15 protein-coding genes are annotated in these 25,156 nt (G+C 70.0%); 5 read left to right on the forward strand and 10 right to left on the reverse strand.

Annotation, left to right across the window (positions count from 1 at the left end; genetic code table 11):
- Window positions 1–58 precede the first annotated feature (58 nt).
- The 8 genes from OG223_RS36015 to OG223_RS36050 are packed head-to-tail and all read right to left on the reverse strand — an operon-like array spanning window position 59 to window position 10,701.
- Window positions 59–634 carry an NADPH-dependent F420 reductase gene (locus OG223_RS36015; RefSeq protein WP_329257806.1) on the reverse strand — a complete coding sequence of 192 codons (576 nt, stop codon included), beginning with the start codon at window positions 632–634 and terminating at the stop codon, window positions 59–61.
- Window positions 631–1,866, reverse strand: a complete 1,236-nt coding sequence (locus OG223_RS36020) for a beta-ketoacyl-[acyl-carrier-protein] synthase family protein (protein WP_329257809.1) — start codon at window positions 1,864–1,866, stop codon at window positions 631–633. Before OG223_RS36020 ends, OG223_RS36015 begins: the two co-directional genes overlap by 4 nt.
- A 52-nt stretch (window positions 1,867–1,918) precedes the next feature.
- A complete protein-coding gene (purU, locus tag OG223_RS36025; RefSeq protein WP_329257811.1) occupies window positions 1,919–2,842 on the reverse strand; it encodes a formyltetrahydrofolate deformylase in 924 nt (307 codons plus the stop codon).
- A gap of 1 nt (window position 2,843) precedes the next feature.
- Entirely contained in the window at window positions 2,844–4,112 is a 1,269-nt protein-coding gene (locus OG223_RS36030) for a beta-ketoacyl-[acyl-carrier-protein] synthase family protein (RefSeq protein WP_329257814.1), read from the reverse strand.
- The gene (locus OG223_RS36035) at window positions 4,109–4,573 is read right to left on the reverse strand and encodes an SRPBCC family protein (protein WP_329257817.1); all 465 of its coding nucleotides are present in this window, start codon (window positions 4,571–4,573) and stop codon (window positions 4,109–4,111) included. Before OG223_RS36035 ends, OG223_RS36030 begins: the two co-directional genes overlap by 4 nt.
- Window positions 4,560–8,513: a non-ribosomal peptide synthetase gene (locus OG223_RS36040; RefSeq protein WP_329257819.1), complete on the reverse strand. Its 3,954-nt coding sequence runs from the start codon at window positions 8,511–8,513 to the stop codon at window positions 4,560–4,562. Before OG223_RS36040 ends, OG223_RS36035 begins: the two co-directional genes overlap by 14 nt.
- Complete coding sequence (locus tag OG223_RS36045; protein ID WP_329257822.1) at window positions 8,510–8,818, reverse strand: acyl carrier protein; 309 nt, start codon at window positions 8,816–8,818, stop codon at window positions 8,510–8,512. Before OG223_RS36045 ends, OG223_RS36040 begins: the two co-directional genes overlap by 4 nt.
- A gap of 50 nt (window positions 8,819–8,868) precedes the next feature.
- Complete coding sequence (locus tag OG223_RS36050) at window positions 8,869–10,701, reverse strand: acyl-CoA dehydrogenase (RefSeq protein ID WP_329257825.1); 1,833 nt, start codon at window positions 10,699–10,701, stop codon at window positions 8,869–8,871.
- 747 nt (window positions 10,702–11,448) lie between these two features.
- On the opposite strand from OG223_RS36050, the gene OG223_RS36055 reads away from it, so the two are divergent.
- Both OG223_RS36055 and OG223_RS36060 read left to right on the forward strand, forming a co-directional pair.
- Window positions 11,449–11,955, forward strand: coding sequence for a MarR family winged helix-turn-helix transcriptional regulator (locus tag OG223_RS36055; protein WP_329257828.1), 507 nt, complete (start codon window positions 11,449–11,451; stop codon window positions 11,953–11,955).
- Window positions 11,956–12,291: 336 nt separating this feature from the next.
- The gene (locus OG223_RS36060) at window positions 12,292–13,854 is read left to right on the forward strand and encodes an MFS transporter (protein WP_329257831.1); all 1,563 of its coding nucleotides are present in this window, start codon (window positions 12,292–12,294) and stop codon (window positions 13,852–13,854) included.
- A 174-nt stretch (window positions 13,855–14,028) separates the two neighbouring features.
- Here the strand turns inward: OG223_RS36060 and OG223_RS36065 are convergent, their stop codons facing one another.
- Together OG223_RS36065 and OG223_RS36070 are read right to left on the reverse strand one after the other, a co-directional pair.
- A complete protein-coding gene (locus OG223_RS36065; RefSeq protein ID WP_329257834.1) occupies window positions 14,029–14,271 on the reverse strand; it encodes a hypothetical protein in 243 nt (80 codons plus the stop codon).
- Between the two features lie 290 nt (window positions 14,272–14,561).
- Window positions 14,562–20,777, reverse strand: coding sequence for a DNRLRE domain-containing protein (locus tag OG223_RS36070; RefSeq protein ID WP_329257837.1), 6,216 nt, complete (start codon window positions 20,775–20,777; stop codon window positions 14,562–14,564).
- Window positions 20,778–21,301: 524 nt separating this feature from the next.
- Between OG223_RS36070 and OG223_RS36075 the strand changes: the two genes are divergently transcribed.
- From OG223_RS36075 to OG223_RS36085, 3 genes are all read left to right on the forward strand, one after another.
- Window positions 21,302–22,975, forward strand: coding sequence for a hypothetical protein (locus tag OG223_RS36075; protein WP_329257840.1), 1,674 nt, complete (start codon window positions 21,302–21,304; stop codon window positions 22,973–22,975).
- 110 nt (window positions 22,976–23,085) lie between these two features.
- Window positions 23,086–24,015, forward strand: coding sequence for a UTP--glucose-1-phosphate uridylyltransferase (locus OG223_RS36080; protein ID WP_329257843.1), 930 nt, complete (start codon window positions 23,086–23,088; stop codon window positions 24,013–24,015).
- Between the two features lie 128 nt (window positions 24,016–24,143).
- Window positions 24,144–25,058, forward strand: a complete 915-nt coding sequence (locus tag OG223_RS36085; RefSeq protein WP_329257846.1) for an RNA polymerase sigma-70 factor — start codon at window positions 24,144–24,146, stop codon at window positions 25,056–25,058.
- Window positions 25,059–25,156: the final 98 nt, after the last annotated feature.

Below are 25,156 nucleotides of genomic sequence, written 5' to 3' on the forward strand. Positions count from 1 at the left end.
CCGCGCCCCTGTACAGCGCTGGGACGACGCCGTGATCACCGCCCGCCTCCGGCCCGCCTCATACGGCGGCGGCGTGTGCCCCCGCGAACACTCCCGCCGACCCCACCCCGCGCAGCGCCATCCGCTCGACCCGCCGCGCCCGGTCCAGCCCGCCCCCGTCGACGTAGGTGAAGGGCGTCGCCGAGCACAGCCCCAGGAACGTCCGTTTCGCCGCTGCGTCGTCGGAGATCACGTGGATGTCGGGGACGGACGGGTCGGGCGTGCCGTCGAACCCCTCCCACCACACGTTCTTGAAGGCGCCCACCAGTCGCGCCTCGGGGAACGCGACGGCGAGGTCCGCCGCGTTGCCGGTGGCCCAGGGGCCCACGAAGTCGACATGGCCGCCGGTGAACGGGTTGGTGATGTCCACCAGGATCTTCCCGGCCAACCCGCCGCGCCAGGGCCGGAGTTGCTGCACCGCTCCCTGCACGCCCAGCATGGCGGGGATCACCACCGAGGACTCCGCCACGACCTCTTCGTAGGACCCGCCGGCGCGTACCTGGTGCCCGGCACGGGCGAACATCGTCGCGAGTGCGACGGCGATGCCGCCCGTGCCCAGGACGCCGATCGTCGGCGGGCTCAACTCCCGGTTCATGACGTCCGCTTCAGGACCAGGCTGACGTTGTGGCCGCCGAAGCCGAAGGAGTTGGCCAGCGCCGCGTCCCAACTGCCCTCGCGGTTCTCGCCGTTGACCACGTCCAGGTGGACCTGCGGGTCGAGCGCGTCGAGGTTGCGGGTGGCCGGGACCACTCCGTGGCGCAGCGACAGCAGGGCGGACATGGCGCCGAACGCCCCGGACGCGCCCAGCATGTGGCCCGTCATCGACTTGGTCGCGGTCACCACCGGGTGCGTGCCCAGCGCCTTCGCCACCGCGTCGGCCTCCGCGAGGTCGCCGCCCGGGGTCGAGGTGGCGTGGGCGTGCACATGGCCGATGTCGGAGGGCTCCAACTCCGCGTCCCGCAGGGCCCCTTGGATCGCGAGGACCTGCCCCTCGGTGTCGGACGCCGAGATGTGCCGGGCGCTGGAGGTGACGGCCGCGCCGGCCACCGCGCCGTAGATCCGGGCGCCCCGGGCACGGGCGAACTCGGCGCGTTCCAGGACCAGTACGGCCGCCCCCTCGGCGATCACGAACCCGTCGCGGCCCGCGTCGAACGGCCGGGACACGGCGGCCGGGTCGCCCTCCCGCCGGGAGAGCGCCTTCATCTGCGCGAACGCGGCGACCATGAGCGGATGCAGACTCGCCTCGGTGCCCCCGGCCACCACGACATCGGCGCGGCCGAGGCGGATCAGGTCCAGTGCCAGGGCGATCGCCTCGGCCCCCGAGGCACAGGCACTGGCCGGGGAGCGGGCGCCCGCCCGGGCGCCGAGGTCGATGCTGACCCAGGCCGCCGGGCCGTTCGGCATCAGCATCGGGACGGCGTACGAGGACAACTTCCGCATGCCCGACCGCTCGTAGACCTCGTTCTGGCCGAGCGTGCTCAGCACGCCCCCGATGCCGGTGCCGACCACCACCGCGAGCCGCTCGGGTTCGACCGGTGGCCGGCCCGCGTCCTGGAACGCCTCCCGGGCCGCGACCACGGCCAGTTGCTCGCCCCGGTCCAGCTTGCGGGCCTGCACCCGGCCGAGGATCTCGACCGGGTCGGCGGGCACCGTGCCCGCGATGCCGACCGGTAACTCCTCGGGCCAGGAGCCGTGTTCGTCATGCAGGGTGCGCACGCCGGAGCGTCCGTCGAGCAGCCCCTGCCATGATGCGGGCGCCGTCGAGCCGAGCGGGGTCATGGCACCGAGGCCGGTCACGAGGACGTCCGCGTCTCTGGGGTGGGTCATCGCCGTGCCCTCCTTCCTGTTTCCGTGTGTCGGCTTCCGGTCCGGCGGGCGCTCATGCGAAGACGATCGTGTGGTTGCCGTGCCGGATCACGCGGTCCTCGCCGTGCCACCGCACGGCCCGGGTGAGCACCGCCCGTTCCACGTCCGCGCCGCGTCGTTGCAGCTCGGCGGCGGTGTCCGCGTGGCTGACCCGGACCACGTCCTGCTCGATGATCGGGCCCTCGTCGAGGTTCTCGGTGACGTAGTGGGCCGTGGCGCCGACGAGTTTCACCCCGCGTTCCTTCGCCCTGGCGTAGGGACCCGCGCCGATGAAGGCCGGCAGGAAGGAGTGGTGGATGTTGATGATCGGCACGCCGAGTTGCCTGATGAAGTCCCCGGAGAGGATCTGCATGTAGCGGGCCAGCACGACGAAGTCGACGTTGCCCAGCAGCAGCCGCAACTGCTCCGCTTCCGCCGCCGACTTGTCGGGTCCCGACGTCGGTACGTGGAAGAAGGGGATGCCGAACGACCGCACCTCCTCGGCCGTGTCCGGGTGATTGGAGATCACCATCGCGACGGTGACGGGGAGTTGACCGCGCCGGTGCCGCCACAGCAGGTCCAGCAGACAGTGGTCGGACTTCGAGGCGAACACCGCCACCCGCTGGGGCACCGACAGGTCCCGCAGCGTGAACTCCAACTCGAAGTCCCCGGCCAGTCGTTGCCGCAGTCCGTCCTCGATCGCGGGCAGTGCCACCCCGAGACGGTCGTGGCCGAACACCGTGCGCTGGAAGAACGCGCCGCCCTGCGGATTGTCGGAGTACTGGTCGAGGGAGACGATGTTGGCGCCGTGCTCACCGAGCAGCGCGCCGACGGTCGCGACGATGCCGGGCCGGTCCTTGCCCCGGACGGTGAGGGAGGCGTGGCGGTGCCCGGTGCGGGCGGTCGCGGTGGGAGTCGCAGCGCGAACCGGCTTGTGGGCCTCCAGGGTTGACGGCACGTCACTTGCCCTTCTCGGCGCGGAAGGTCAGTGCCACGTTGTGGCCGCCGAACCCGGCCGAGTTCTTCACGGCGACGGTCTGCTCGGGGCCGAGCTTGAGCGGGTTGCCGTGCACCACGTCGACGGAGAGTCCCTCGTCGAGGCGGGTGAAGTTGCGGGTCGGCGGTACCAGGCCGTGGTGGAGCGCGAGGACGGTGCTGATCGACTCGATCGCGCCCGCCGCGCCGAGGCTGTGCCCCGTCATCGACTTGTTCGCGGAGACCGCCGGGCCCTGTTCCGCGGTGCCGAACACCGCCATCACCGCGCGTGCTTCGGCCGCGTCGCCGGGCGCGGTCGCGGTGCCGTTGGCGTTGAAGTGGGCGACCTCGGCAGGGGTCACGCCCGCGTCGGCGAGAGAGGCGCGGACGGCCGCGGCGGTGCCGGTGCCGTTCGGCTCCGGCTGGACCATGTGGTAGGCGTCGGAGGTGATGCCGACTCCCGCCAGTTCCGCGTAGATCCGGGCGCCGCGCTCGCGTGCGTGCCGCTCCGACTCCAGGACGAGGATGCCGGCGCCCTCGCCGAGGACCATCCCGTCGCGGTCCGCGTCGTAGGGACGGCACGCGGACGCGGGGTCGTCGAACCGCTGCGACAGCGCCCGCATGGCCGCGAACGAGGACAGGACCATGGGGTGCAGGGGCGCCTCCGCGCCGCCCGCCACCACGACGTCCGCCTCCCCGCGCCGGATCAACTCGGCCGCGGTGACCAGGGCTTGGGTCCCGGAGGAGCAGGCGTTGACGGTGGCGTGCACGCCGAGGCGCGCGTTCACCAGCAGCGCCACGGCCGCCGCCGAGCCGTTGCCCATCGACATCGGCACGGTCATCGGCGGAACACGCCGCCAGCCCCGCGTCTTCAGGGTCTCCCAGCCGTCGATGATCGAGGTCATGTCGCCGAGCGCGGCCGAGACGACCACGGCGACTCGGCTCGGGGCCGCGGTGCTGTCGTCGAGGCCCGCGTCGGCCCAGGCCTCCGCCGCCGCCGTCACCGCGAACTGGGCGGAGCGGCTGAGGCGTCGGCGCTGCTGGTGCTCAAGTCCCGTACCGGGGTCGACCTTTGCCCGGCCGCCGAGCAGGGGCGGGAGGTCCTTGGCCCACGACTCGTCCTCCAGCAGGCTCAGTCCGCTCTCGCCGCGCAGCATCGCGTCCCAGGTGGCGGCGACACTCCCGCCGAGCGGGGTGGTCTCGCCGAGACCGGTCACGACGACGTTGTGGTTCTCTTCCTGACGGTTCTTCATCGGTTGCGCGCTCCCTGTCCGAGCTGTGCGGCGAGCTTTCCGGAGTCCTTCTTGACCGAGTTGACGAGGACCTTGCGGAGCAGGGACTTCGGCATGATCCCGAAGTAGTCCCCGGGGTCCACCTCGAACGTCCAGTCCACGGTGGTGGTGCCGTCCTCGCGCTCGGTGTACTCGTAGGTGCCGACGTAGTGGAACGGCCCCTGGAGGGTGTGGAACTTCGAGCGCCGGCCGGGCTCGAACTCGGTGATCTCCACGGTGAATTCCATCCGCTTGCCGATCAACTGGAACGTGATCTCGTACTGACCGCCCGGCCGCGCCTCGCCGTTCAGCAGCGTCACGTCCACGCAGGCCGCCTGCCACACCGGGTCCTGGACGGGGTCGGAGATCAGGGCGAACGCCTCGTCGGGCGGCACCGGGAGGTGGAACGCGTACTCGGCCTTGACCTGTTCAGGCTTGGTCATCGTCGGTCGGTCCTTCCATGTGGGGGGCGATGGCGCGGGCCGCCAGCTCCGCGTGCGGCGGGTACATCACCGAGTTGTGGTCCCCGGAGACGTCGATGACGTGCAACTCGCCCTTGATCAGGGCCTCCCAGCCCAACTTCGGGCCGTAGTCGGCCTGTTCGTCGGCCGCGCGCAGCAGCACCAGGTCGAGGTCGCCCGGTTCGGGGAGGTAGGTCTGCAGGGCGATGCCGTTGGCGAGGTAGGCCTCGAAGTAGCGCAGGATCGTCGCGCGGTCCGCGTCCTCGGCCAGCACGCCGATGGCGGCGGCCTGTTGGAGGATGTGGTCGAAGGCCGCGTCGCCGCCCAGCGCCCGCAGCTCGTCCGCCGGGATGTCCAGGGTCTTTCCGGCGGGTACGGCGAGGTCGCGGGCGAACCAGGACAGGATCGTCGAGTCGTCCGCGGACTCCGGGATGTTCTCCTCGATCGGCGCCCGGCTGTCGATGCCGACGATGAACTCGATCTCCTCGCCGAGCGCGCGCAGTTGACCGGCGACCTCGTAGGAGATGACCCCGCCGAAGCACCAACCGCCCAGCGCGTACGGCCCGTTGGGCTGGACCTCCCTGAGGAGTTCGATGTAGCGGGTGGCCATGGCCTCCACGCTGATCTCGGCCTCGCCCTCGTTCTGGATGCCGGGCGCCTCGATCGCCAGCACCGGCCTGCCGGGCGGGAGATGACGGGTCAGCTCGACGTAGCAGAAGACGGTGCCGCCGAAGGGGTGGAACAGGAACACCGGGCGCCGCTCCGGCTCACCCTCGCGCAGGACGACCAGTGGGCCGCGCGTGGTCTCCTGGCCGCCGGACCGGACGATCGCGGCGAGTTCGGCGACGGTGCCCTGCCGGCCGAGCATCACGGAGATCGGGATCTCCACGTCCCACTCGGCGCGGATCGCCGAACTGAGCCGGACGGCGAGCAGGGAGTGGCCGCCCACGTCGAAGAAGTGGTCGTGGACGCCGACTTGGGACAGCCCGAGGATCTCGGTCCACATCCGCGCGAGGGTGATCTCGGTGGCGTCGCGCGGCTTCTCGAACCCGGCGTCCGAAGCGACGACGGGCTCCGGCAGCCGGTTGCGGTCGATCTTCTTGTTCGCCGTCAGCGGCAGCTCGTCCAGCACCATCACGATGCCGGGCACCATGTACGGCGGCAGGGACACCCCCGCCGCGGACCTGACGTCGGACGCCTTCAACTCCGCGCTGTTCTCCGCCAGCAGATAGGCCACCAGGCGGTCCTCGCGGACCACGACGACGGCTGTGGAGACCCCCTCGACCGCTTCCAGGACCGTCTCGACCTCGGAGAGTTCGATGCGGTAGCCGCGCAGCTTGACCTGGTTGTCCAGCCGCCCGTGGTGCAGCAGCCGCCCGGCGCTGCTCCAGCGCGCCCGGTCACCCGTGCGGTACAGCCGCCGCGTCGGCGCGGCCGGCAGCCCGGTCACGAACCGCTCCTCGGTCAACTCCGGCCGGTCCCAGTACCCGACGGCCAGACCGTCCCCGCCGATCCACAGCTCGCCCGGGAAGCTCGGCTCCACGGCACGGCCCTGCGGATCGAGGACGTAGAGCTGCGTGTTGTCGAGGGGAGCGCCGATGTCGATGCCGGACGCGGGCTCCACCACCCCGGCCGTGGACCAGATGGTCGTCTCGGTCGGCCCGTACACATTGCGCAGGCTCGCCGCCCGCGAGGACAGGAACTCGGCCAGATCCAGGGGGAGTTCCTCACCGCCGCACAGCACGTTCAGGCGCGGCGCGCCCGTCCAGCCGGCGTCGCGCAGCATCCGCCAGGAGGTGGGCGTCGCCTGCATCCAGGTGGCACCGGACTCCTCGATCCGCACCGCGAGAGCGGCACCGTCGGCGGCCGTGGAGCTGTCGCACACGACGACCCGGCCCCCGGTCAGGAGCGGCAGATACAGCTCGAGTCCCGCGATGTCGAAGGAGATCGTGGTGACCGCGAGCAGACTGTCCGACGCGTCGAACCCGGTGGTCTCCCGCATCGAGAGCAGCAGGTTCGTCAGCGCGTGATGCGGGATCGACACGCCCTTGGGGCGGCCGGTGGAGCCCGAGGTGTAGAGGATGTACGCCAGGTCGGCGGGGCCGGTGGCCGGGGCGGGACCGAGGGCGACACCGGCCGGCAGGCCGTCCAGGTCCAGCACCGGAAGGCCGGGCAACTGGCCGCTGTGCAGGCCGGTTTGACCGATCAGCAGCCGGGCCTGCGAGTCCTCGGCCATGTAGGTCAGCCGCTCGGCGGGCAGGTTGGGGTCGAGCGGGACGTACGCCGCCCCGGCCTCCAGCACCCCCAGCAGCGCGGCCACCAGCGGCGCACCGCGGTCCACCATCACCGCGACCCGGTCGCCCGGGGCGATCCCGGCCGTCCGCAGCGCCGTCGCGATCTCCTCGACGGACGTGAGGAGACGGCCGTAGCTCCACTCCTCGCCGTCCGCGACCAGCGCGACCGCGTCGGGCGTCCGGCGCACCTGCTCGCGGAAGAGCTGCGGCAACCGGGCGGCGGGCAGGGCGCGTTCGGGCCCGGAACCCCACTCGGTGAGCCGCGTCCGCTGCCGTTCGTCACCGCGCGGCAGGTCGCGCAGCGGCTCGTCCGGGCGGTCGACCAGGGTCTCCACCGTGGTGACGAAGGCTGCGGCCACCTCCCGTGCCGTGTCCGCCCCGAAGACGTCGGTGTTGTAGCGCAGCACCCCCGCGAAGGCACCGTCGCGCTCCGCGCCCATCTCGACCCACAGATCGGTCTGGCCCTCTTGCTGCGGCAGCGGATACGGCCGCAGCGTCGCGCCCGCGATCGCCAACTCGGCGCCGGGGCCCGGCTCCAGGAGGAAGAAGGCGTCCATGTCGTTGAGGAACGGCAGCCGGTCCCAGGCGAAACCGGCCTGGTACAACGGCGTCCGGCTCGGGTCGCGCGGCGGCGCCAACTCCCGTACCAGCCAAGGGAAGGGCAGCTCCTGCGCCCGCATCGCCTCCGACACCCGCTCGCGCGAGGCCGCCAGCGACTGACGGTACGTCAACTCCTCGTCCACCTCGCCCCGTACGACCACGGTGTTGACGAAGTTGCCGAGCGCGTCCCGGAACTGGCGGTGCAGCCGTCCCGAGGTCGGGGTGCCGACGACGATCTCCGACTGCCCGCTCAACCGGCTCAGCAGCACGAAGTACGCGGACAGCAGCACCGTGTACGGCGTCGACGAGGTCTCCCGCGCCAGCCGCCGTACCGCCTCGGTCGCGGCGACGGACAGCGCGAAGGGCGCCGAACCGCCGTCGTAGGACGGCACGGGCGGGCGCGTCCGGTCGCCGTACAGATCCAGCGCGGGCGGTACGTCCGCCAGCCGCTTGGCCTCGGCGTCGAGCAGCGCCTGCGCGTGCTCACCGGCCAGGAAGGCCTGTTGGCGCTCGGCGTACGCGGCGAAGGCGGTGCCGTCGAGCGTGAACCGGTTCGGTGTGCCCTCCAGCCGGCTGCGCACCTCGGAGAGCAGCAGGGCCAGCGACCAGAAGTCGGCCGCGATGTGGTGCATCACCACGGTGAACACCCAGGTGCGCTCACCGGTGCGGTACAAGTGCACGCGCCACAAAGGGGGTTGGGACAGGTCGAAGGGCGTACGGCTGTCCGTACGGACCAGGTCGCGCAGCGCCTCCGGGTCCGTCTCCCGTGCGTCGGTGTGGCGGATGTCGAGCGGTAAGGCGTCCTGTGTGAACTGCTCCGGACCCTCGGGGCCGGCGCGGAAGCCGACCCGAAGGGCGTCGTGCTCACGGGTCAAGTCCCCGAGGATGTCCCGGACTTGAGTGCCGAGCTCGGCGTCGGCGGTGACCTCCGCGCCGAACACGATGTGGTAGGCGGAGCACCCCGGGTCGCTCTCGTGGATGAACCAGAGACCGGCCTGCTGGGCGTTCACCGAGGTGGTCGTCGTCATCGCTGACCGTCCGCTGCGGCGGTGGCGGCGAGGGGCTCGGTGTTCAGCAGTTTCCACAGCGCCTCGGCCAGCGTGTCCACCGTGGGGTGGTCCCAGAGCAGGTCCACCGGCGGGTCGGTGAGACCGCAGACGTCCTCGATCTCCATGCCCACGGAGAGCGCGGCCATGGAGTCCAGGCCGTAGTCGGTGAAGGGCCGGTCGGTCGCCAACTCCTCGGGTGCGACGCCCGCTTCGGCGGCGACCGCCGCGACGAGGACCTTCTTCACGTCGTCGAACGTCAGGGTGCTGGTGCTGGTGGTGTTCATCGCAGATCGATACCTTCCGGCCGGTTTGGTGTGGTGGTCAGGGATGATGGTCATGCGGCGGTCGTGGACTCCTCGTCGTCCCGGCCCGTCTCGCGCGCTCCGGGCTCGGCCATCCGCACCGGGCGGACCGAGAAGAACTCGTGGTCGGCGCGCTGCTCGTTCATCCGGGTGAACAGCCGCTGGGCGGTGGCCTGTTCGAGGTCGCCGACCTCGTACTGGTGGACCTGGCGACGGGCCAGCGCGGCCCGCAGCCACTCGCCGTCGGCGAAGAACCCGTCGAGGTGGTCCCGGTTGAACAGCCAGACGCCGAAGGCCGCGACCTTGGCGTGCAGGGAGCCGAGTTCCTCCGCCACCCGGATCAGCCGGGGATCGGTGGACTTGGTCGACGTGCCGGCCCTGGCGGGCGAGGACTGGCCGGCCGTCGAGCGCCGGATCTCGTTCACCCGGGCCAGCAGCGCCGCCAACTCGCCCTGGAGTTCGGTGGCTTGGCCGCGCAGTACGGCCAGCCGGTCCTCGTCGAGGCCCTCGGACGGCGCCAGTTCGGCGAGGCGGTCGATCAGCGCGGGGAGGCTGGCGAACGTGGCGTCCCGGCCGCGCCCGAACACGCTCACCCGGTGCGGTGCGAAGGCGGGCAGCTCGGCCCGCAGGTCGTACAGCGGACGCCAGTCCGTGTCCCCGTCGTGCCCATGTGCCTTGGCCAGCGCGGGGAGTTGGAGCGCGAGACTGTCCAGGCAGACCGGCTCGCTGCCGTCGAAGACCGAGACGACGGCACCGTCCCGGAGCATCTTCTGGAACGTGCCCACGTGTTCGGCGGCCCGCAGGAAGTACCGGGCGCCCAGCGTGCGGGCCAGCACCTTGCTGTTGGTGTCGACCAGCCGGGCCACCTGCACCTTCGCGAGGTTCCCCCAGATGCTGAACTGCTCGGTGTACAGGTGCAGTCCGCGCATCGCCACGAGGCTCTCGCACTCCGCGACCAGCAGGCTCAGATAGGCGTTCGCGAGGGATTCGGTGACGTACGGGATCTCGTTCGCGGGACCGTCGTAGAGGATCCGGCCGGAGAGGAAGTCGGCGACGGTCCGCAGCATGGTGTCGCCGGTGCCCAGGGAGAGGCCGGTGCAGAAGGTGCGGGTGATCAGCAGGCCGCGCAGGGCGAGTTCGAGGCCCTCGCCCTCGGCGCCGAGCCGGGCCGAGGTGTCCACGCGGGCGTTGTCGAAGGCGACTCCGCTGATGTCGCAGCCGCGCAGACCGTAGGTCGGGACGCGCGGGACGCCCGTCACCTCGCCGGAGATGACCTGCGAGCGGTCCACGAGGAACATGGACTGCTGCCGCTTGGCCGGGGTGTGCTCGTCGCCGGTGATGCCGAGCAGGACCACATGAGTGGAGGTGCGGCCCCGGTTGATGGGCCACTTCTCGCCGGACAGGACGTACTGGTCGCCGTCCGGGGCGGCCGTGAACCGGTTGGCGGCCAGGTCGGCGCCGTGCCCCGGCTCGGAGTAGGCCAGACACGGGACGACCCCGCCGCGCAGCACCGTGGCCGCGTACTTCTCCTGCTGCTCGGCGTCGCCGCCGATCCACGCGAGCATCATCCACACCTGGGTGCTCTCGCTCACCGCGACGTTCATGTCCCGGCGGGCGATCACCCGGGTCAGCATCAGGATGTCCTCGGCGGCCCGGAGATCACCGCCGAGCCGCTCCGGCACGAAATACCGGTTGAACCCGAAGGCGCGGACCTGGTCGATACCGGCGGACGGGAGCTCGTCCCGCTCGTCGAGCGCCAGCGCCCCGGCGAACGACAAGGCGTTGGATTCCACTTCCGGGTCACCGAGCCAGCCCTCCAGAGCCTCCGCGAGGGCAGTGCTCGACTGCTTCCTTGAGCTTTCCATGAGCTTTCCATTCCATGCCTGAGAGGGCAGTGGCGTGATGGCACAGCCCTGCCCGATAAACGGACGTGAAAGCGGACATGCGCATGTGATGAATGGGCACACATGAATGCACATCGCGATGGAGAATGCAGGCGAAAAGAGCGCACGGCGTGGCTGTGCAAAAACCACAGAGCTGTGCGAAAGAGTCAGTTGACTAGTGTCTGAACTGCACCGATGGGTGCTTTTGCCGTGTCGTCAGCGTTGCCTGATAGGACGGCTGATCGAAAGTTGAACCATTTTGAAACCCCCGTTGCGCAAAGCGCGGTTTCGTCCCCGTGTTCTTCCCCGTGTGCCACCCGGTCGCAGAGTGCAATGTTCTGGCCAGGCGCTTCGAGAGCGTAGCAGGCGCGCTACTTGGTGCCACGTGACTCAGGTCACGCGGTGTTTCCGTTTCTCCGGTTGAGCGTTTGGTTCTGTGATCGATCACCGGGTGGCTGACCTCGATGATCGCTGGAGAACGACTCATTCCATTTCACGGGATACGGAGGACTTCATTCCGTCGGATTTTGCAACGGGATAACCGTCCGGGGACTTGCCAAGGGCGGCGGACCGGTGAATTCCGTATGGCCCGAAGATCTCCGCGGGGCGACCGGAGCCGTGGGTCGGCGGCTCGCGGCCGGGTCGATTCCCCTGGCGGACGGGGGTTCGGCCGTGGAGGAACGTTGTATCTTCGATGGTGGAGATTGCAACGATCGAAGGAGCCGGCTCATGGTGCGCAGCAGTGGCAGCGGCAGTGTCGCCGTGGAGCAGAACGGGGCGTCCCCCCGGAAGGACTTCCTCATCGCCGAGCGTCCCGGCTATCTGCTCCACAAGGCGGGGCTGGTACTGGTCGAGGACGTGGAGAAGGCGCTGGGCGCGGTCGGTATGCGCATCCGCTACTTCTTCGTGCTGGCCGCGCTGGCCGGCGGGCCCGAGCTCTCCCAGCAGGACCTGAGCCGGCTGCTCAACCTCGATCCGACCACGGTCGTGACGGTGATCGACGAGATGGAGCGCAACGCGCACGTCGAGCGCCGCCGCAACCCCGCCGACCGCCGGCGCTACAACCTGATCCTCACCGAGACCGGCCGCGAGGCGCTCGCGACGGCGGACCGGGTGGCCACGGAGGTCGAATCGGCCTTCTTCGGCGCCCTCTCGGAGGACGAGCGCGGGGTGCTGCGCAAGATGCTGGGCACGCTGATGGCCGGCCGCTGGCCCGCGTCGGTCTGCTCTGACTGACGTGGGGCAGGCGTGAGTTGACGTGGAGCAGGCGTGAGTTGACGTAGAACGCCCGTCAACTCACGTAGAACGTCCGCGAGTTGACGTAGAACACCTTCGAACTCGCACAAGCCCGTGGTGCCGACCGGTGCCGCGGGCTTTGTCGTGCCCGGTGGTCGTCACTCCGGGTGAGCGTGTTCGCCGCGCCGGTCGTGACGGCATTGACTCACGGCTTTCCAATCATCTAGATTTCCATCATCTATAGATCCCAAGGTCCAGAGTTCCTGTTGATTGGAAGGTCCCCGCATGTCCGCAGAACGCGCACCCTCTCCCACTAGGTGGTGGACACTCGGGATCGTGGCGTTGGGCTCGTTCATGCTGATGCTCGATCTCAGCGTGGTCTCCATCGCGCTGCCGCAGATCCACAAGTCCCTGGGCAGCAGCTTCGCCGACCTGCAGTGGGTGTTCGACGCCTACGCCCTCACGCTGGCGATCTTCCTGGTCGCGGCGGGCTCGCTCGCCGACCGGATCGGCCGCAAGAAGGTCTTCCAGGTCGGCTTCGCCATCTTCACCGCCGCCTCGCTGGCCTGCGGACTGGCCGACGGAGCAGGGGAGTTGAGCTGGTTCCGGGCCATCCAGGGGGTCGGCGCCGCCATCATGTTCGCGGTCGGACCCGCCATGCTCAGCCATGAGTTCCACGGCAAGGAACGGGCCACCGCGTTCACCGCGTTCGGCGCCGCCGTCGGCCTCGCCGTCGCCACCGGCCCGCTCATCGGCGGCTCGCTGATCAACGCGCTGTCCTGGCGCTGGATCTTCTACATCAACGTCCCGGTCGGCGTGCTCGCCATCCTCATCGGCGCGCTGCGCGTCCGCGAGTCCCTCAACAAGCGCGCCCACCCCACCGACTGGGCCGGCCTCGGCACCTTCAGCCTCGCGCTCGGCGCCCTCGTCTACGCCACCATCCGTGGCCCGGTGGAGGGTTGGACCAGCGGCAACACGCTCGGCCTCTACGCGGCGAGCGTCCTCTTCCTGGTCGTCTTCGTCGCCATCGAGCGCCGGCTCGGTGAACGCGCCCTGATCGACCCGGCGTTCTTCCGCAGCCCCACCTTCGTCGGCATCTCCCTCGTCGCCATGATCGGCAACGCGGGCGCCCTGCCCTCGGTGTTCTTCGAGACCAGCTACCTGGAGAACATGCTGCACGTCGACGCGTGGGGGACAGGGCTACGGTTCCTGCCGCTGACCGGCGCGATGTTCGTCGCCGGTGCCCTCGGCGGCGGCCTCATCGGCAAGGTCCCCTTCCGGATCCTGCTCGGCGGCTCGACCCTGGTCATGGCCATCGGCATCCTGTGCCTGAACCTGACCGAGGCCGACTCGTCCTGGACCGTGCTCGTCCCGGCGCTGGTCATCTCCGGCCTCGGCATGGGCGCCTTCAACCCGGCCCGCGCCGCGCTGGCCATCGGGGTCGCCGAACCGGCCAAGTCCGGTGTCGCGTCCGGCATCAACGAGACCTTCCAGCAGGTCGGCATCGCGGTCGGCATCGCCGGCATCGGCGCGTACTTCCAGCACACCGTGTCCCAGGACTTCACCTCCTCGGCCGTCGGCAAGCAGCTCGGCGACGACGCCGCGGAGAGTGCCGCGCACGGCATCAGCGCCGGCGGCCTCGACGCCGTCGCCCAGGCCGCGGGCCCGCTGCGCGAGAAGGTACTGGCCGCCGGGCAGGACGCGTTCATGAACGCCTTCCACGGAGCGATGACGCTCAGCGCGATCCTCGGCTTCGTCGCCGCGATCATCGGCTTCACGATGCTGCGCACGAAGGACCTGCACGCCAGCGCCCTGTCGACGATCCCGCCGGACGTCGACGAGGACGGCGAGGTACGCCCCGACGACGCGTCGGACCTCCCGGTCGGCGCCCCGGCCTGACCACACCGAAACCGCGCGGCTGAGAAGCCCGCCGAGTTCACCGTCCCGGTGGCCAATCCCCCGCGCCACCGGGACGGTTCAGTCGTGTCCGGCGGTGGTCGGCCGGGGTGTGGGGCGAGCGGTCGGGGTTGGAGCCGGCGGGGCCGGGCGATGCGTGAGCTCGGCCGACCGGAGTCACCCGGTGGCGCCCTGGTTCTTGCTTCTCATCGCGCTGACCGTCTGGCCGGCCATGAGGAGGCATGCGATCAGGGCGAAGGGCCAGATCCAGAGGGGGGCGTCGGCGTTGTAGAGGGGGGTGAGGGCCGACAGCAGGGACAGGGCGGCCCAGACGGCGAGTCGTGCGGAGAGGAGTGCCCAGGGGTTGGTGGGGCGTGCGAAGAGAATGCGTGCGCGCACCGAGTCCGGGGGGATGGCCATACGTGTCTCCGCGTGTGTGATGCGACTCCGCGATCGGGTGCGGCCCCCGGCGAAGGACAGATTCGCCGGGGGCCGCTCGTGCCGGTTCGCTACAGGTTTCTCTTCGGCCTGCGCACCGCTATCGCGATGGCTGTCCCGAGGAGAATCCCGGGAATGACCAGGTATCCGAGTGCCAGTTTCGGCATCGCGAGGTGAGCCAGACAGATACTGCTCACGCTGGCGACGGCAGCGATAGTGGACCCGATACGGTCGGGTTTACGATCCTGGGAACGCATTTGTGTCACCTTTTTTTAACCCCATCGGTAACTGCCCATTCCGGCTGCACAGCCGAAGGCGCCATTGAATCCTGCCGCGGCCCAGTCGACCGGCCCAGCCCACCAGCCATACGCGAGAGTCGCTCCACCTGCACCTCCACCCCACCACGCGCACTGTCTGACGTAGTGGTTGCGCGACACGCGGCCGCCCCAGTGCCGGAGAGCGTAGTAGGTGTGACGCACCACGGGGTGACGTCTCCCCCAGCGACTGAGCGCTCGGTGTACGTGGCGATAGTAACGGTGCCAGTGCCACCAATTGCCGTCGAGGTCATAGTGGTTGATCGGGTCCCCGTTGCAGTAGTCGTAGGCGTTGGCGCTGCCTCCGGGGACGGGGTCGACGGACAGGAAGCGTCCGGTGGTCGGGTCGTAGAGGCGTACTCCCATGAGGACGGCGCCGGTTGCTGTCTCGCCGGAGCGCTGCTTGCCGCCGAGCCAGCCGTAGCGGACCGCGGTGGCGTCGCCTTCGGCGATGCCGTACTCGTCGTAGGCGAGTGCGGTGACGGCCTGGGAGGTGTCCAGCGGCAGTTGGACCGTCACGTCGCCGTGGACGTCCGTGAGTTGGAGGACGGTGTCGCCCGTGGCGCTGGTGATCGCCTCCAGGTCGCCGCTGCTGCCTTGGACGTCGCGGGTGAGGGTGCTGCTGGTCTCCTGGGTCCAGTCGGGGCTGTCGCCGTCGGCGCCGTAGTGGTTGGTCCTGGATCCGGTCTGGGTCCAGGTGCCGCTGCTGTCGGACTCGGTGGTCCAGGTGGCGAGGCGGCCGGCCGCGTCCAGGTTCCAGGTCTGCCGGCTGATGCCGGAGGTCTCCTGCTGGACGAGGTTGTTGGCGTAGTAGCCGATGGTCGCGCCGGAGGCCTGGGTGGTGGTGCGGCCGAAGGCGTCGTAGACCGTGCCCGAGGTGGTCAGACGGTCGGCGCTGTCGTAGGAGTACGACGTCGTCGTCGCCCCCGTGGACGTGCAGGCCGCGCCGATGTCGGCGGTCTCGGTGGCGAGGGCGGTGCGGTTGGTGTTGTTGTCGAAGGTGTAGTCGCGGCGGGTGCAGGCGCCGTACGGGTCGGTGTCGTCCGCCCTCGTGAGGCGCCCGGCCGCGTCGTAGGTGTAGTCGCGGCTGCGGGTCTGGCCGGCGGTGTCGGTGTCGTCGACGACCTGGCCTTGGACGCTTTCGTCGGTGCTGTCGGAGGCGACGACGGTGCCGTCGCTGTCCTGGGTGTAGACCTTGGACGTCTCGGCGCCGGTCTCGTCCTGGCCGATGGTCAGGGTGTAGCCGCCGGGCAGGGACTCGGTGGCGAGGTCGCCGTCCGCGTCGTAGGTGGCGGCGAAGGTGCCGGCGACCGAGTCGGTGCGGGAGGTCTCCACACCGCGCGGGTCCTTGGTGGTGTCGTAGGTGTAAGTGGTGGTGGACGGGGCGGAGTCGGTGGTCTTCACCTTGCGCCCGAGCGCGTCGTACTGGGTGGCGGTGGTGTTGCCCGCGCCGTCGTTGTAGGAGATCTCCCGTCCGAGCTGGTCGGTGGTGTGGGTGACGGTCTGGCCGTTGGAGGTGACCGTGGCCACGTCGCCGCTGTCGGCGTCGTAGGTCGTGGTCGTGTCCGGTACCGCGGTGCCCACTCCGCCGCTGACCGCGGTGGTCGTCAACCGGCCTGCCGCGTCATAGGAGTTGGTGGTGGTGCGGGTGACGGAGTTCGCCGTCTCGGTGGTCTTGGCGGTGTTGCCCCACCGGTCGTACTCGGTGGTCTTGGTGGGCAGTTGGGTGGGGTTGGAGCCGCCGCCGGTGATCGCGCCGGCCGGGCCGGTGGAGCAGACCAGGTCGGCCCATTCCGGCTTGGCGTTGCACGCGCCGGTGCCGGTGGCCGCGTAGTAGGTGGTGACCGTGGCTCCGGCGTCCGAGCCGGACGACTTCGGCAGGGTGGTCTTGGTGACCCGGCCCTGGGAGTCGTACGACGTGGTCTTGGTCAGCGCGAGACCTGACGGGTCGGTGATGACCGAAGTCGGCAGGCCCTTGACCCAGTCGTACTGGGTGGTCGTGGTGCGGGTGTCCGCGTCGGAGGGATATCCGTCCACGTAGGCGCCCACCGTGGTGGTGGTGACCTGGTTGGCGACGGTGGCGGTGCCGTCGGTCGGGCGGCCCTCGTCGTAGGTGTTGACGGTGTGCTGCCGGGCCGGAACGTCGGTGCCGACTGCCAGGTCCGTGCCACCGGTACCGGCCTTGAGCGCCGAGGTGAGGGTCACCTGGTGCAGGGGCCCGTACTCGTCGGTCTCACGCAGACCGTCGGAGGAGTACACCGAGCGGGTCGACAGCAGGTCGGCGCGGTCGGCGGAGCTCATCTGGTCGATGCTCAGCGCGACCTGCTCGGCCTGGCCGTCGCCGCTGGTGGCGAGCGCCAACTCGCGGTTGGAGGCGGTCAGTTGGCGCACCGTGTTGCCGAACTGGTCGTATCCGGTGGTGGTGATGTGCCCACCGGGTGTGGCCGTGTTGACCTCCCGTCCGGAGTTGTCCGTGTAGGTGATCGTCGCCCGCTTGTAGTCGGTCGCGGCCAGGTCGCTGCCCGTGTGCGACGCCGGTACGGAGTCGGCGGGGAAGACGGCGGTCGCGTCCGTGGGGACGTCGTCCTGGGCCCAGGCGGCCACGTCCGAGGTGCCCATGGCGTTGGGGGCCGTGCTGCCGGTCAGCGGCACGTCGTAGACGACGCCGGTGGTCGCGGTGGTGCCGTCGGTGGTGCTCTTGGTGCCCGCCGTCAGGTTCGGGCGGGAGGCCGACAGGAGCATGCCCGCACCGGCGGTGGCGGCGTTTCCGGCCTGGCCGTAGGTGAAGGTCCACGGCAGTTGGCCGGGCGGGGTGAGGGTGATGACGTGGCCGGCGCTGTCGTAGGTGTAGGCGGTCTTCAGCGCGGGGCTGATCCGCGGGTCCCACTGCTCGCGCAGATGGCCGGTGGTGTCGTAGGAGTACTGCGAGACCACGGTGGCGGTCGCCGCCGAGGCGCCCGGATCGGTGGCCCACTGCTTGATCTGCTTGACCTGCCCGGTGTAGTCGCCCAGGGCGGAGCTGGTGGCGGTGGTGGAGGTCGCGTAGACGAACTCCAGCAGCCGGCAGCCCTTCGTGGACGGCGTGGTCCCGCAGGTGGCGGCCGACACCGCCGAGGTGGGGGCGATCACGTACTTCGGACGGGCGAGCGTGCTGGTGGTGGAGGGCTTCTCCGAGACCACCTTGGTGGTGGAGTTGTCGGTGGGCAGGTAGGTGCTGGACACCTGCCAGGTCGTCGAGGCCGAGTCCACCTTGGCGAATGCGGTGGCGGTGCCCTCGTCGTCCTTCAGGGTGAAGGCCGACACCGTGGTCAGGTCGTTCGTCGTGGTGCCGGAGCTGTTCGTGCTGGTCAGTGTCAGGTCTTCGGAGCCGGGCTCGGGCTTCCAGCCGCCGGAGCTGGTGGCGGTGAACCCGGTCTCGTTGCCGTCCACGTCGACCAGGGCGACCGAGGTGGCCGAGGTCTTGCGGATGTCCACCCAGTCGGAGTCGGTGATCTCCGCGGTCGTGCCCGAGGTCCACTGCGGACCGAAGATGGCCACCTGGCCGTCGGCGTCGGACCCGACGGTCGGGCGGCGGGAGGACGCGGTGCGCGACACCGAGAGGTCGAAGCCGGAGGCGTCGGTGGCGGACAACGTGAAGTCACCGGTGAGGGTGTTCACCGAGCCGGGGCCGACGCTCGCGCTCGGGGCGGTGCCGGCGTTGCGGTCCACCGTGATGGTGTGCGGCTGGGAGTAGGCGGTCGTCGTACCGTCGGTGAAGGCCGCCCGGATGTCGAGAGAACCGTCCTGTGACAGGGAGTTGGTGACACTCCACGTCAGCGCCGCGGGCGAGCCGCCCGACACGGCGAGTGGCCAGGCCGAGACCGCCGAGCCGTCGGAGGACTTGGTGACGTCCGCGACCGGGACACTGGTCCAGGAGTCGGTCTCGCCGCGCCGGTACTGGTAAGTGACCCCGGTGTACGTGGACTTGCCGGTGGACGTCAGGCTGACCCGGCGGGCCGCGCTGTTGCCCGCGGCCGGGGTGAGCAGACCCGCGCCCCCACCGACACCGAACGCGTAGGTGGTGGTGGCCGTGGACACGTTGCCGCCGGAGTCGACGGTCTTGGCGTACAGCTTGTGCCAGTCCTCACCCGGGTTGATCGTGATGGTGAGGGCGTCGCCGCCGTTGCCGTCGGTGGTGTCGTAGACCCGCTGGGGCACCGTCGAGTCGTCCAGGCCCCAGTAGAAGCCCATGCCGTCGGTCGAGGTGGTGTCCAGGGTGCAGGTGGCACCGCCGGTCGCCGTCGCCGTCCAGGTGCTGGCCGTGTACGGGTCGCAGGAGATCGTCGGCGCGGCCGGCAGGGCCGTGTTCATCACGAACGTGGTGTAGCCGGACCAGGCCCCGTAGTCGGTGCCGTCGTAGCCGCGCACCCGGAACCGCAGGTGCGTGCCCGCCGGGAACGCGGAAGCGGACGGGATGGTCAGCTTCGCCGTCGAACCCGAGGCCACGGAGGCGGAGGTGGCGGTGTAGGTGTACGTGGTGTCCGCGTACGCCGGGTCCGCCGTGACCTCGAACTGGCCCTTGACCGTGGAGCCGTCGGCGTCGGTGACCTTCGCCGACAGCGTCGGGGTCAGCGAGGTCGCGTACCGCTTGCCGTTGTAGGCGTTGACCGCGCTCGGCGAGATCGCCGACGCGCTCGTCGTCGCGTACGAGTTGTAGGTCACGACCAGCTTCGGCGCGTAGCCGGCGGTCGTGTAGTTCGCCGAACGGAAGCGGCGCCAGGTGGTGGAGTCGGTCTCGCTGTCGGCGCGGACCTGGAGGCCGTAGTTGGCCGAACCGTCCGCCCATGCCTGGGTGATGGTCTGGAGGCTCCAGTTCGACCAGTTCGCGGCGCAGGTGGAGCCGCCCCAGTGGCCGGTGTTGCTCGCCTGACCGGTCGTGGTCGTCGTCGGCTGCGCACCCCAGGTGATGGCCGAGGACGTCCAGGTCGAGGTGATGCGCTTGGCGAGAGTGGGCGAGCCGGTGGTGTCGCAGGTCGCCGAATAGTAGTTGTACAGCGACATCGTCGCCGCGGTGATGTGCTTGCCGGCGAACTTCGACACGTCGAACTTCAGGTACGAGCGGGCGGTGTCCGTCCCCGCGTCGTACGTGCCCGACTTCAGTTCCTCCGAGGAGATCTGCGAGTCGGGGTAGTCCGGGTTCTGCACCCAGGTGTCGGTGGTGACGGCCAGGGTGGTGGTCGGGTCGACCGTCACCGGGTAGGTCGCGGTGGCCAGGAAGTCCTTGTCCGGGGTGAGGACGAGGGTCTGCGCGCCGTCCGCGGCGGTCTCGACCTTCGTCGCCACCTGCTGCTGGTGCGCGGACTCGCCCGACGCCTTGTCCTTGCTGGCGTCCCACATCATCGGGGCGGGTGCCTCGGCGACCAGTTTGCCGGTGGAGTCCTTGAGCAGCAGGTGCCCGGAGGCGGCCTGGGAGAGCTTCAGCCCGTCCAGGTTCAGCGGGATGCGGTACGACACCGCGTCACCCGTCGGCTGCTGAGCGAGCCGGATGTTCTCCGAGAAGCCCTGCGCGAGCGCGGTGACCGACAGGGTCTGGCCGCCGCCCAGGTCGTAGGAGGCGGCGTTGTTCTTCACCTCGGGGGTGGGCAGCTTGTCCTGCCAGCCCAGCCCGAAGGACTCCTTGCCCTTCGTCACCGACGCCAGGTCCGTGTCCCCGCCGTCGGAGACCGCGATGTCCGCGGCCGCGGCGGCGGGCGTGAGGTCGGCGCCGGTGTCGGACAGCGCGGTGTCGATGTTCTTCCACTTGCCGTCGACCTTGGTCCGGACCGGTCCGGCGTACGCGGCTGTCTCCAGCTCCCCACTGGGCAGCGCGTACGTCGTCGAGTCCGTGGTCCGGGCCGACAGCACCTCGATCTTCCGGTTCTGCAACCGGGCCATCAGCACTGCCGACGCCTCGTCCTGCGCCTGGGCAGGACCCAGCGTTTTACTCGTGTCGGACGACGTGGAAATGGACGACGTGGTCGTCGCGGGTTCCGCACTCGTCGTGCTCTCGGCGAATGCGAGTCCGCTGCTCTCGGCCACCAGAGCCGTCTCGGCGGCCATGAGCAGTACGACGCCGATGGCTATCTGTCGCAGCCGTCGCGCCTGGTGCGCGCGGCCCTTTCCTGATCTGTGGTGGGTCACGGGTCTGTGACGCACGATCAGCTCCCTCCCTGACACTCCGCACCGCGGAGCCAACAGAAACGAACTGATCTTCACGGAAGGTTCGCGACGCCCTCATGGGAGTCACAGGAAACACTCAACCGAAACCCCGGAAACGATCAAGGAATAACAAAGGGAGGGTTGTGGTGCGGTAGCCCGGCTGGACCCCAATTGGATGTCTTTGCGCGCTTCAACCCGTGCGTTGCCGATGGGTGAGTCCGTAATCGAGTTCTCTGAATCGCTCCAGGTTTTTCCCAAGAGATGGGAGAAGAAGTGGATCAATCGGCAAGAACTCGGCAAGTGTCCTGCGAGGTCGCTGATAGCGCCCTGTGTGATTGATTGTCCATGGTTGTCGAGCAGTTCACCTGAGGGTTGCCCGGCCGACCCGGTCATGGTGATAAGTGCCGTGGAGCGTCATGGGCCGAGCGGAGCGCGGCACCAAAGTTCTCGATCCTTATGCTCATGCTCTGCTCTTGCCCACACCTCACGCTCGAAGTCGGCCGATTCTCCGGGGGACCAACTTGAGACGCAGCACTTTCCTGGCGGCAGCCACGGCGACCACTCTGTCCGCCACCCTGTTCACGGGCCTTTCCCCGGCCCACGCGGACAGCGCCAGCGGCGGTCCCGTCCTGTCCGACGCGGACGGCTGGTACGAGCCCGGGCTGATCTTCGTGAGTGCGCACTCGGACCGTCCCCTCACGCACATCACGGCGCACTTCTACCCGCTGGACGCACCGGCCGGGGGACCGGAAGCCGGATCGACCGAGGACTTCACCCAGTACACCGGACAGGACGCGACCTCCGGCACCTGGCGGGCGCCGGTCCACCTGGCCGATCTCGGCGACTACCGGGTGACCGTCGACCTGGAGGACGCCTCCGGCGCCACCGTCACCGGCGCGCTCTCGCCCCACACGCTGCGGTACCGGACGCTCATCACGATCCCCGGCCTGACCGCCACCCCCGCCGTGCCGGACTACCTCCACCAGCAGGTCACCGTCAGCGGCACCGCCCTCGCCACGGACCCCCGCCACCCGGACACCTCCACGCCCGCCGCCGGCGTACCCGTCGACATCGAGACCGGGCGCGGCCGGGTGGACGCGACCACCACGGCCGACGGTCGCTTTACCGCCGCCTTCGTCCCCGTCCGGACGTCCGTCGACCTGACCGCCGCACCCGAGGAATCCGTCAACTACCCGGGCGCGATCGGCCTGTTGAGCCCCAAGCAGCACCTGCACACCACGCAGGCACCGGTCCGCCTCACCGCGAGCACCCACGCCCTGAACCTGAAACAGGGCGCCACCGGCACCGTCACCGGCCGCGCCGAGATCCAGACAACCTCAGGCTGGCAGCCACTGCCGCACACCAGTGTCGAGCTCTTCGGTACCGCCCCCACCGGCTCGGGCATCGTCGCCGGTCAGACCACCACCGACAGCCAGGGCGCCTACACGCTGCACGTCTCCTCCGACAACGCCGCCCCGGCGGCCCAACTCGTGGCCGGCACGGACGACTTGCCCTTCCAGCAGGTCGCCACCGAACCCTTCGGCCTCCACGTCGCGTACACGACCCACATGGACATGAGCGCGGAGCTCACCGACACCTCGTCCCTCAAGGTCTCCGGCTACGTCTACTACGAGGACGCACGCGCGCACTGGCCGACCAAGCCCACCGTCACCCTGCAGTACTCCAAGGACGGCAAGAGCGGCTGGAAGAACGCCGCCACCGTCCCCGTCAAGATCCGCTACAACAAGCCCCTGTTCGAGGAGGAGTTCGCCCGCTCCCTCACCACGACGAACACCAACGTGTACTGGCGCGCCCAGTTCAACGGCAACCCGGACCTGGCGACCAGCACCACCAAGCCCGTCCACCTCTACCGCTACGCCACCCGCGTCACCGGCTTCCACGCCACCCCCGACCCGGTCCGCAAGAACCAGCCGATCCGGTTCGCCGGCACGCTCCAGTACAAGAACGGCACCACCTGGAAACCGCTCGACGGCGGTTCCCCCACCCTCTACTTCAAGCCCCGCGGCTCCACCACCTACCACTACGTCAGCGAGCTGGGCACCGACAAGCACGGTCACCTCGTCGGCACGGAGACCGCCCACCAGGACGGCACCTGGGCCGTCTCCCTCAGCCGCGAGACCGAAAACCACTACCTGAAGAGCGCCCAGGTCACCGACTACGTCGACGTCCGGTGAACCTGCCTGGCTTCATGAAAGTGTGAGGAGTGCTGCGCTCCGTGTGCGGGTGACGGGATCCGGCAGCCGACGTCCAGACGTCCAGTGGACACCGACCGGAGAGAGACGTGATGTCCCCAACGATTCGCAGGGCCGTGATCCCCGCCGCGGGGCTCGGCTCCCGGCTGCTGCCCCTGACGAAGGCGACCCCGAAGGAGATGCTGCCGGTCGGCGACAAGCCGGTCATCGAGCACACCGTGCGCGAACTGGTGGACTCCGGCATCACCGACATCACCATCGTCGTCTCGGGCGGCAAGTCCCTGATCCAGGAGCACTTCCGCCCCAACCCCGCCCTCGTCGAGCAACTCCGCGAAGACGGCAAGACGGCCTACGCGGACGCCGTGGAGGAGGTCGCGGAGCTGGCCCGGCAGGGGCACATCACCTACCTCGACCAGTACGGCCCCTACGGCAACGGCACCCCCGTGCTCAACGCCGCCCGGGCCTTCGGCGACGAACCGGTGCTCGTGCTGTGGCCCGACGACGTCTTCGTGGCCGAGGTCCCGCGTGCCCAGCAGTTGATCCGCGCCTACGAGCAGACCGGCTGCCCGGTGCTGGCCCTCATGCCGATGGACCCCGTCGACTCCCAGCGCTACGGCGTGCCCGTGGTCAAGGAGGACCTCGGGGACGGTCAACTGCGCATCACCGGCCTGGTCGAGAAGCCCGAGCCCACCGACGCGCCGTCGGCGTACGCGGCCATCGGCGGCTACGTCGTCACGCCCGGGATCATCGACGAACTGCGCGAGCAGACCCGCCGCTGGTACGAGGTCAGGACCGGCGAGGTCTATCTGACCGACGCCATCAACGCCTACGCCGCCTCCCGCGCGGTGTACGGGCAGGTCATCCAGGGCCGCTGGTACGACACCGGCAATCCGGCCGACTACATGGTCGCCCAGATGGCGTTCGCGCTCGCCCACCCCCAGTACGGCCCCATCCTGCGCGGCCTGGTCGCCGAGCTCGACGTCGACCGTGCGGCCGCGCTCCCGGCGACGACCGGCACCTGACCCGCCACCCGCCGCCCGTCCCGGCCGCACGACCCGCAGAGCCGTGACCTGCGGTGCCGGGCCGCGCACCGCCCGCCGTAGCATGGACGGGCGCTTGCGCGAACCGGGTCGGAACGAAGGCGGCACGCATGGATATCGGGGACGACACGGACTCCCTCGACGAGGCGACGAACGTGTTCATGGCGGCGCGTCCCCAGCTCTTCGGCATCGCCTACCGCGTGCTCGGCAGTGCCACGGAGGCCGAGGACGTACTACAGGAGGCGTGGCTGCGGTGGCAGCACACCGACCGTGACGTGGTCCGCGAGCCCAAGGCGTTCCTCGCCACCGTCACCGCCCGGCTGGCGCTCAACGTCGCCCAGTCCGCCCGGGTCCGCCGCGAGTCGTACATCGGGCCCTGGCTGCCGGAGCCGGTCGACACGCGCGCGGATCCGCAGTTGGGCGCCGAGCGGGCCGAGGCGCTCGACACGGCGGTGCTCCTCCTGCTGGAGCGGCTCAACCCCGTGGAGCGGGCGGCCTATGTGCTGCGGGAGGCCTTCGACTACCCCTACGGGCAGATCGCGGACATGCTGGAGACCAGCGAGACCAACACGCGCCAGTTGGTGAGCCGCGCGCGCAAGCACCTCGCGTCGGAGCGCCGCAAGCCCGTCGACGCCACCGAGCACCGACGGCTGATGGAGGTGTTCCTCACCGCGGCACAGACCGGCGATCTGGCCGTGCTCGAAGGCATCCTCGCCCAGGACGTGGTCAGCTACACCGACGGGAACGGACTGCGCGGGGCGTCCAGGTTCCCGGTCGTCGGCCTGGTGCACGTCTCCCGGTACCTGGCCGCGTTCGCGCCGCGCTTCTGGCCGGGCAAGGAGATCCACTGGGTCGAGGCCAACGGCGGCCCGGCCGCCCTCGTCACGGCCGAGGGGACGCCGGTGGTGCTGCTGACCCTCGACATCTCGGAGCGCGGCATCGAGCGGGCCATGTGGGTCATGAACCCGGAGAAACTGGCCCCCTACGTGGCCTCCCTGGACGGCGGCGGCACGCCCTCCTCCTGAGCGCCTCCCCGAGCTGTCACAGATCGCGGGGCCACCCGGTCGTACTGGACGAAGACCCCAGTGATCGGAGTGGACCGTGGCTGTCACCGAACAACGTC

Source organism: Streptomyces sp. NBC_01478 (genome assembly GCF_036227225.1).
Classification (GTDB): Bacteria; Actinomycetota; Actinomycetes; order Streptomycetales; family Streptomycetaceae; genus Streptomyces.

What these genes read in the sequence shown, in the direction of transcription:
- OG223_RS36055 (WP_329257828.1), top strand. Translation starts at nt 11,449, where the DNA reads ATGGTGCGCAGCAGTGGCAGCGGCAGTGTCGCCGTGGAGCAGAACGGG.
- OG223_RS36020 (WP_329257809.1), bottom strand. Translation starts at nt 1,866, where the DNA reads ATGACCCACCCCAGAGACGCGGACGTCCTCGTGACCGGCCTCGGTGCC.
- OG223_RS36030 (WP_329257814.1), bottom strand. Translation starts at nt 4,112, where the DNA reads ATGAAGAACCGTCAGGAAGAGAACCACAACGTCGTCGTGACCGGTCTC.
- OG223_RS36045 (WP_329257822.1), bottom strand. Translation starts at nt 8,818, where the DNA reads ATGAACACCACCAGCACCAGCACCCTGACGTTCGACGACGTGAAGAAG.
- OG223_RS36085 (WP_329257846.1), top strand. Translation starts at nt 24,144, where the DNA reads ATGGATATCGGGGACGACACGGACTCCCTCGACGAGGCGACGAACGTG.
- OG223_RS36015 (WP_329257806.1), bottom strand. Translation starts at nt 634, where the DNA reads ATGAACCGGGAGTTGAGCCCGCCGACGATCGGCGTCCTGGGCACGGGC.
- OG223_RS36080 (WP_329257843.1), top strand. Translation starts at nt 23,086, where the DNA reads ATGTCCCCAACGATTCGCAGGGCCGTGATCCCCGCCGCGGGGCTCGGC.
- OG223_RS36040 (WP_329257819.1), bottom strand. Translation starts at nt 8,513, where the DNA reads ATGACGACGACCACCTCGGTGAACGCCCAGCAGGCCGGTCTCTGGTTC.
- OG223_RS36035 (WP_329257817.1), bottom strand. Translation starts at nt 4,573, where the DNA reads ATGACCAAGCCTGAACAGGTCAAGGCCGAGTACGCGTTCCACCTCCCG.
- OG223_RS36065 (WP_329257834.1), bottom strand. Translation starts at nt 14,271, where the DNA reads ATGGCCATCCCCCCGGACTCGGTGCGCGCACGCATTCTCTTCGCACGC.
- OG223_RS36050 (WP_329257825.1), bottom strand. Translation starts at nt 10,701, where the DNA reads ATGGAAAGCTCAAGGAAGCAGTCGAGCACTGCCCTCGCGGAGGCTCTG.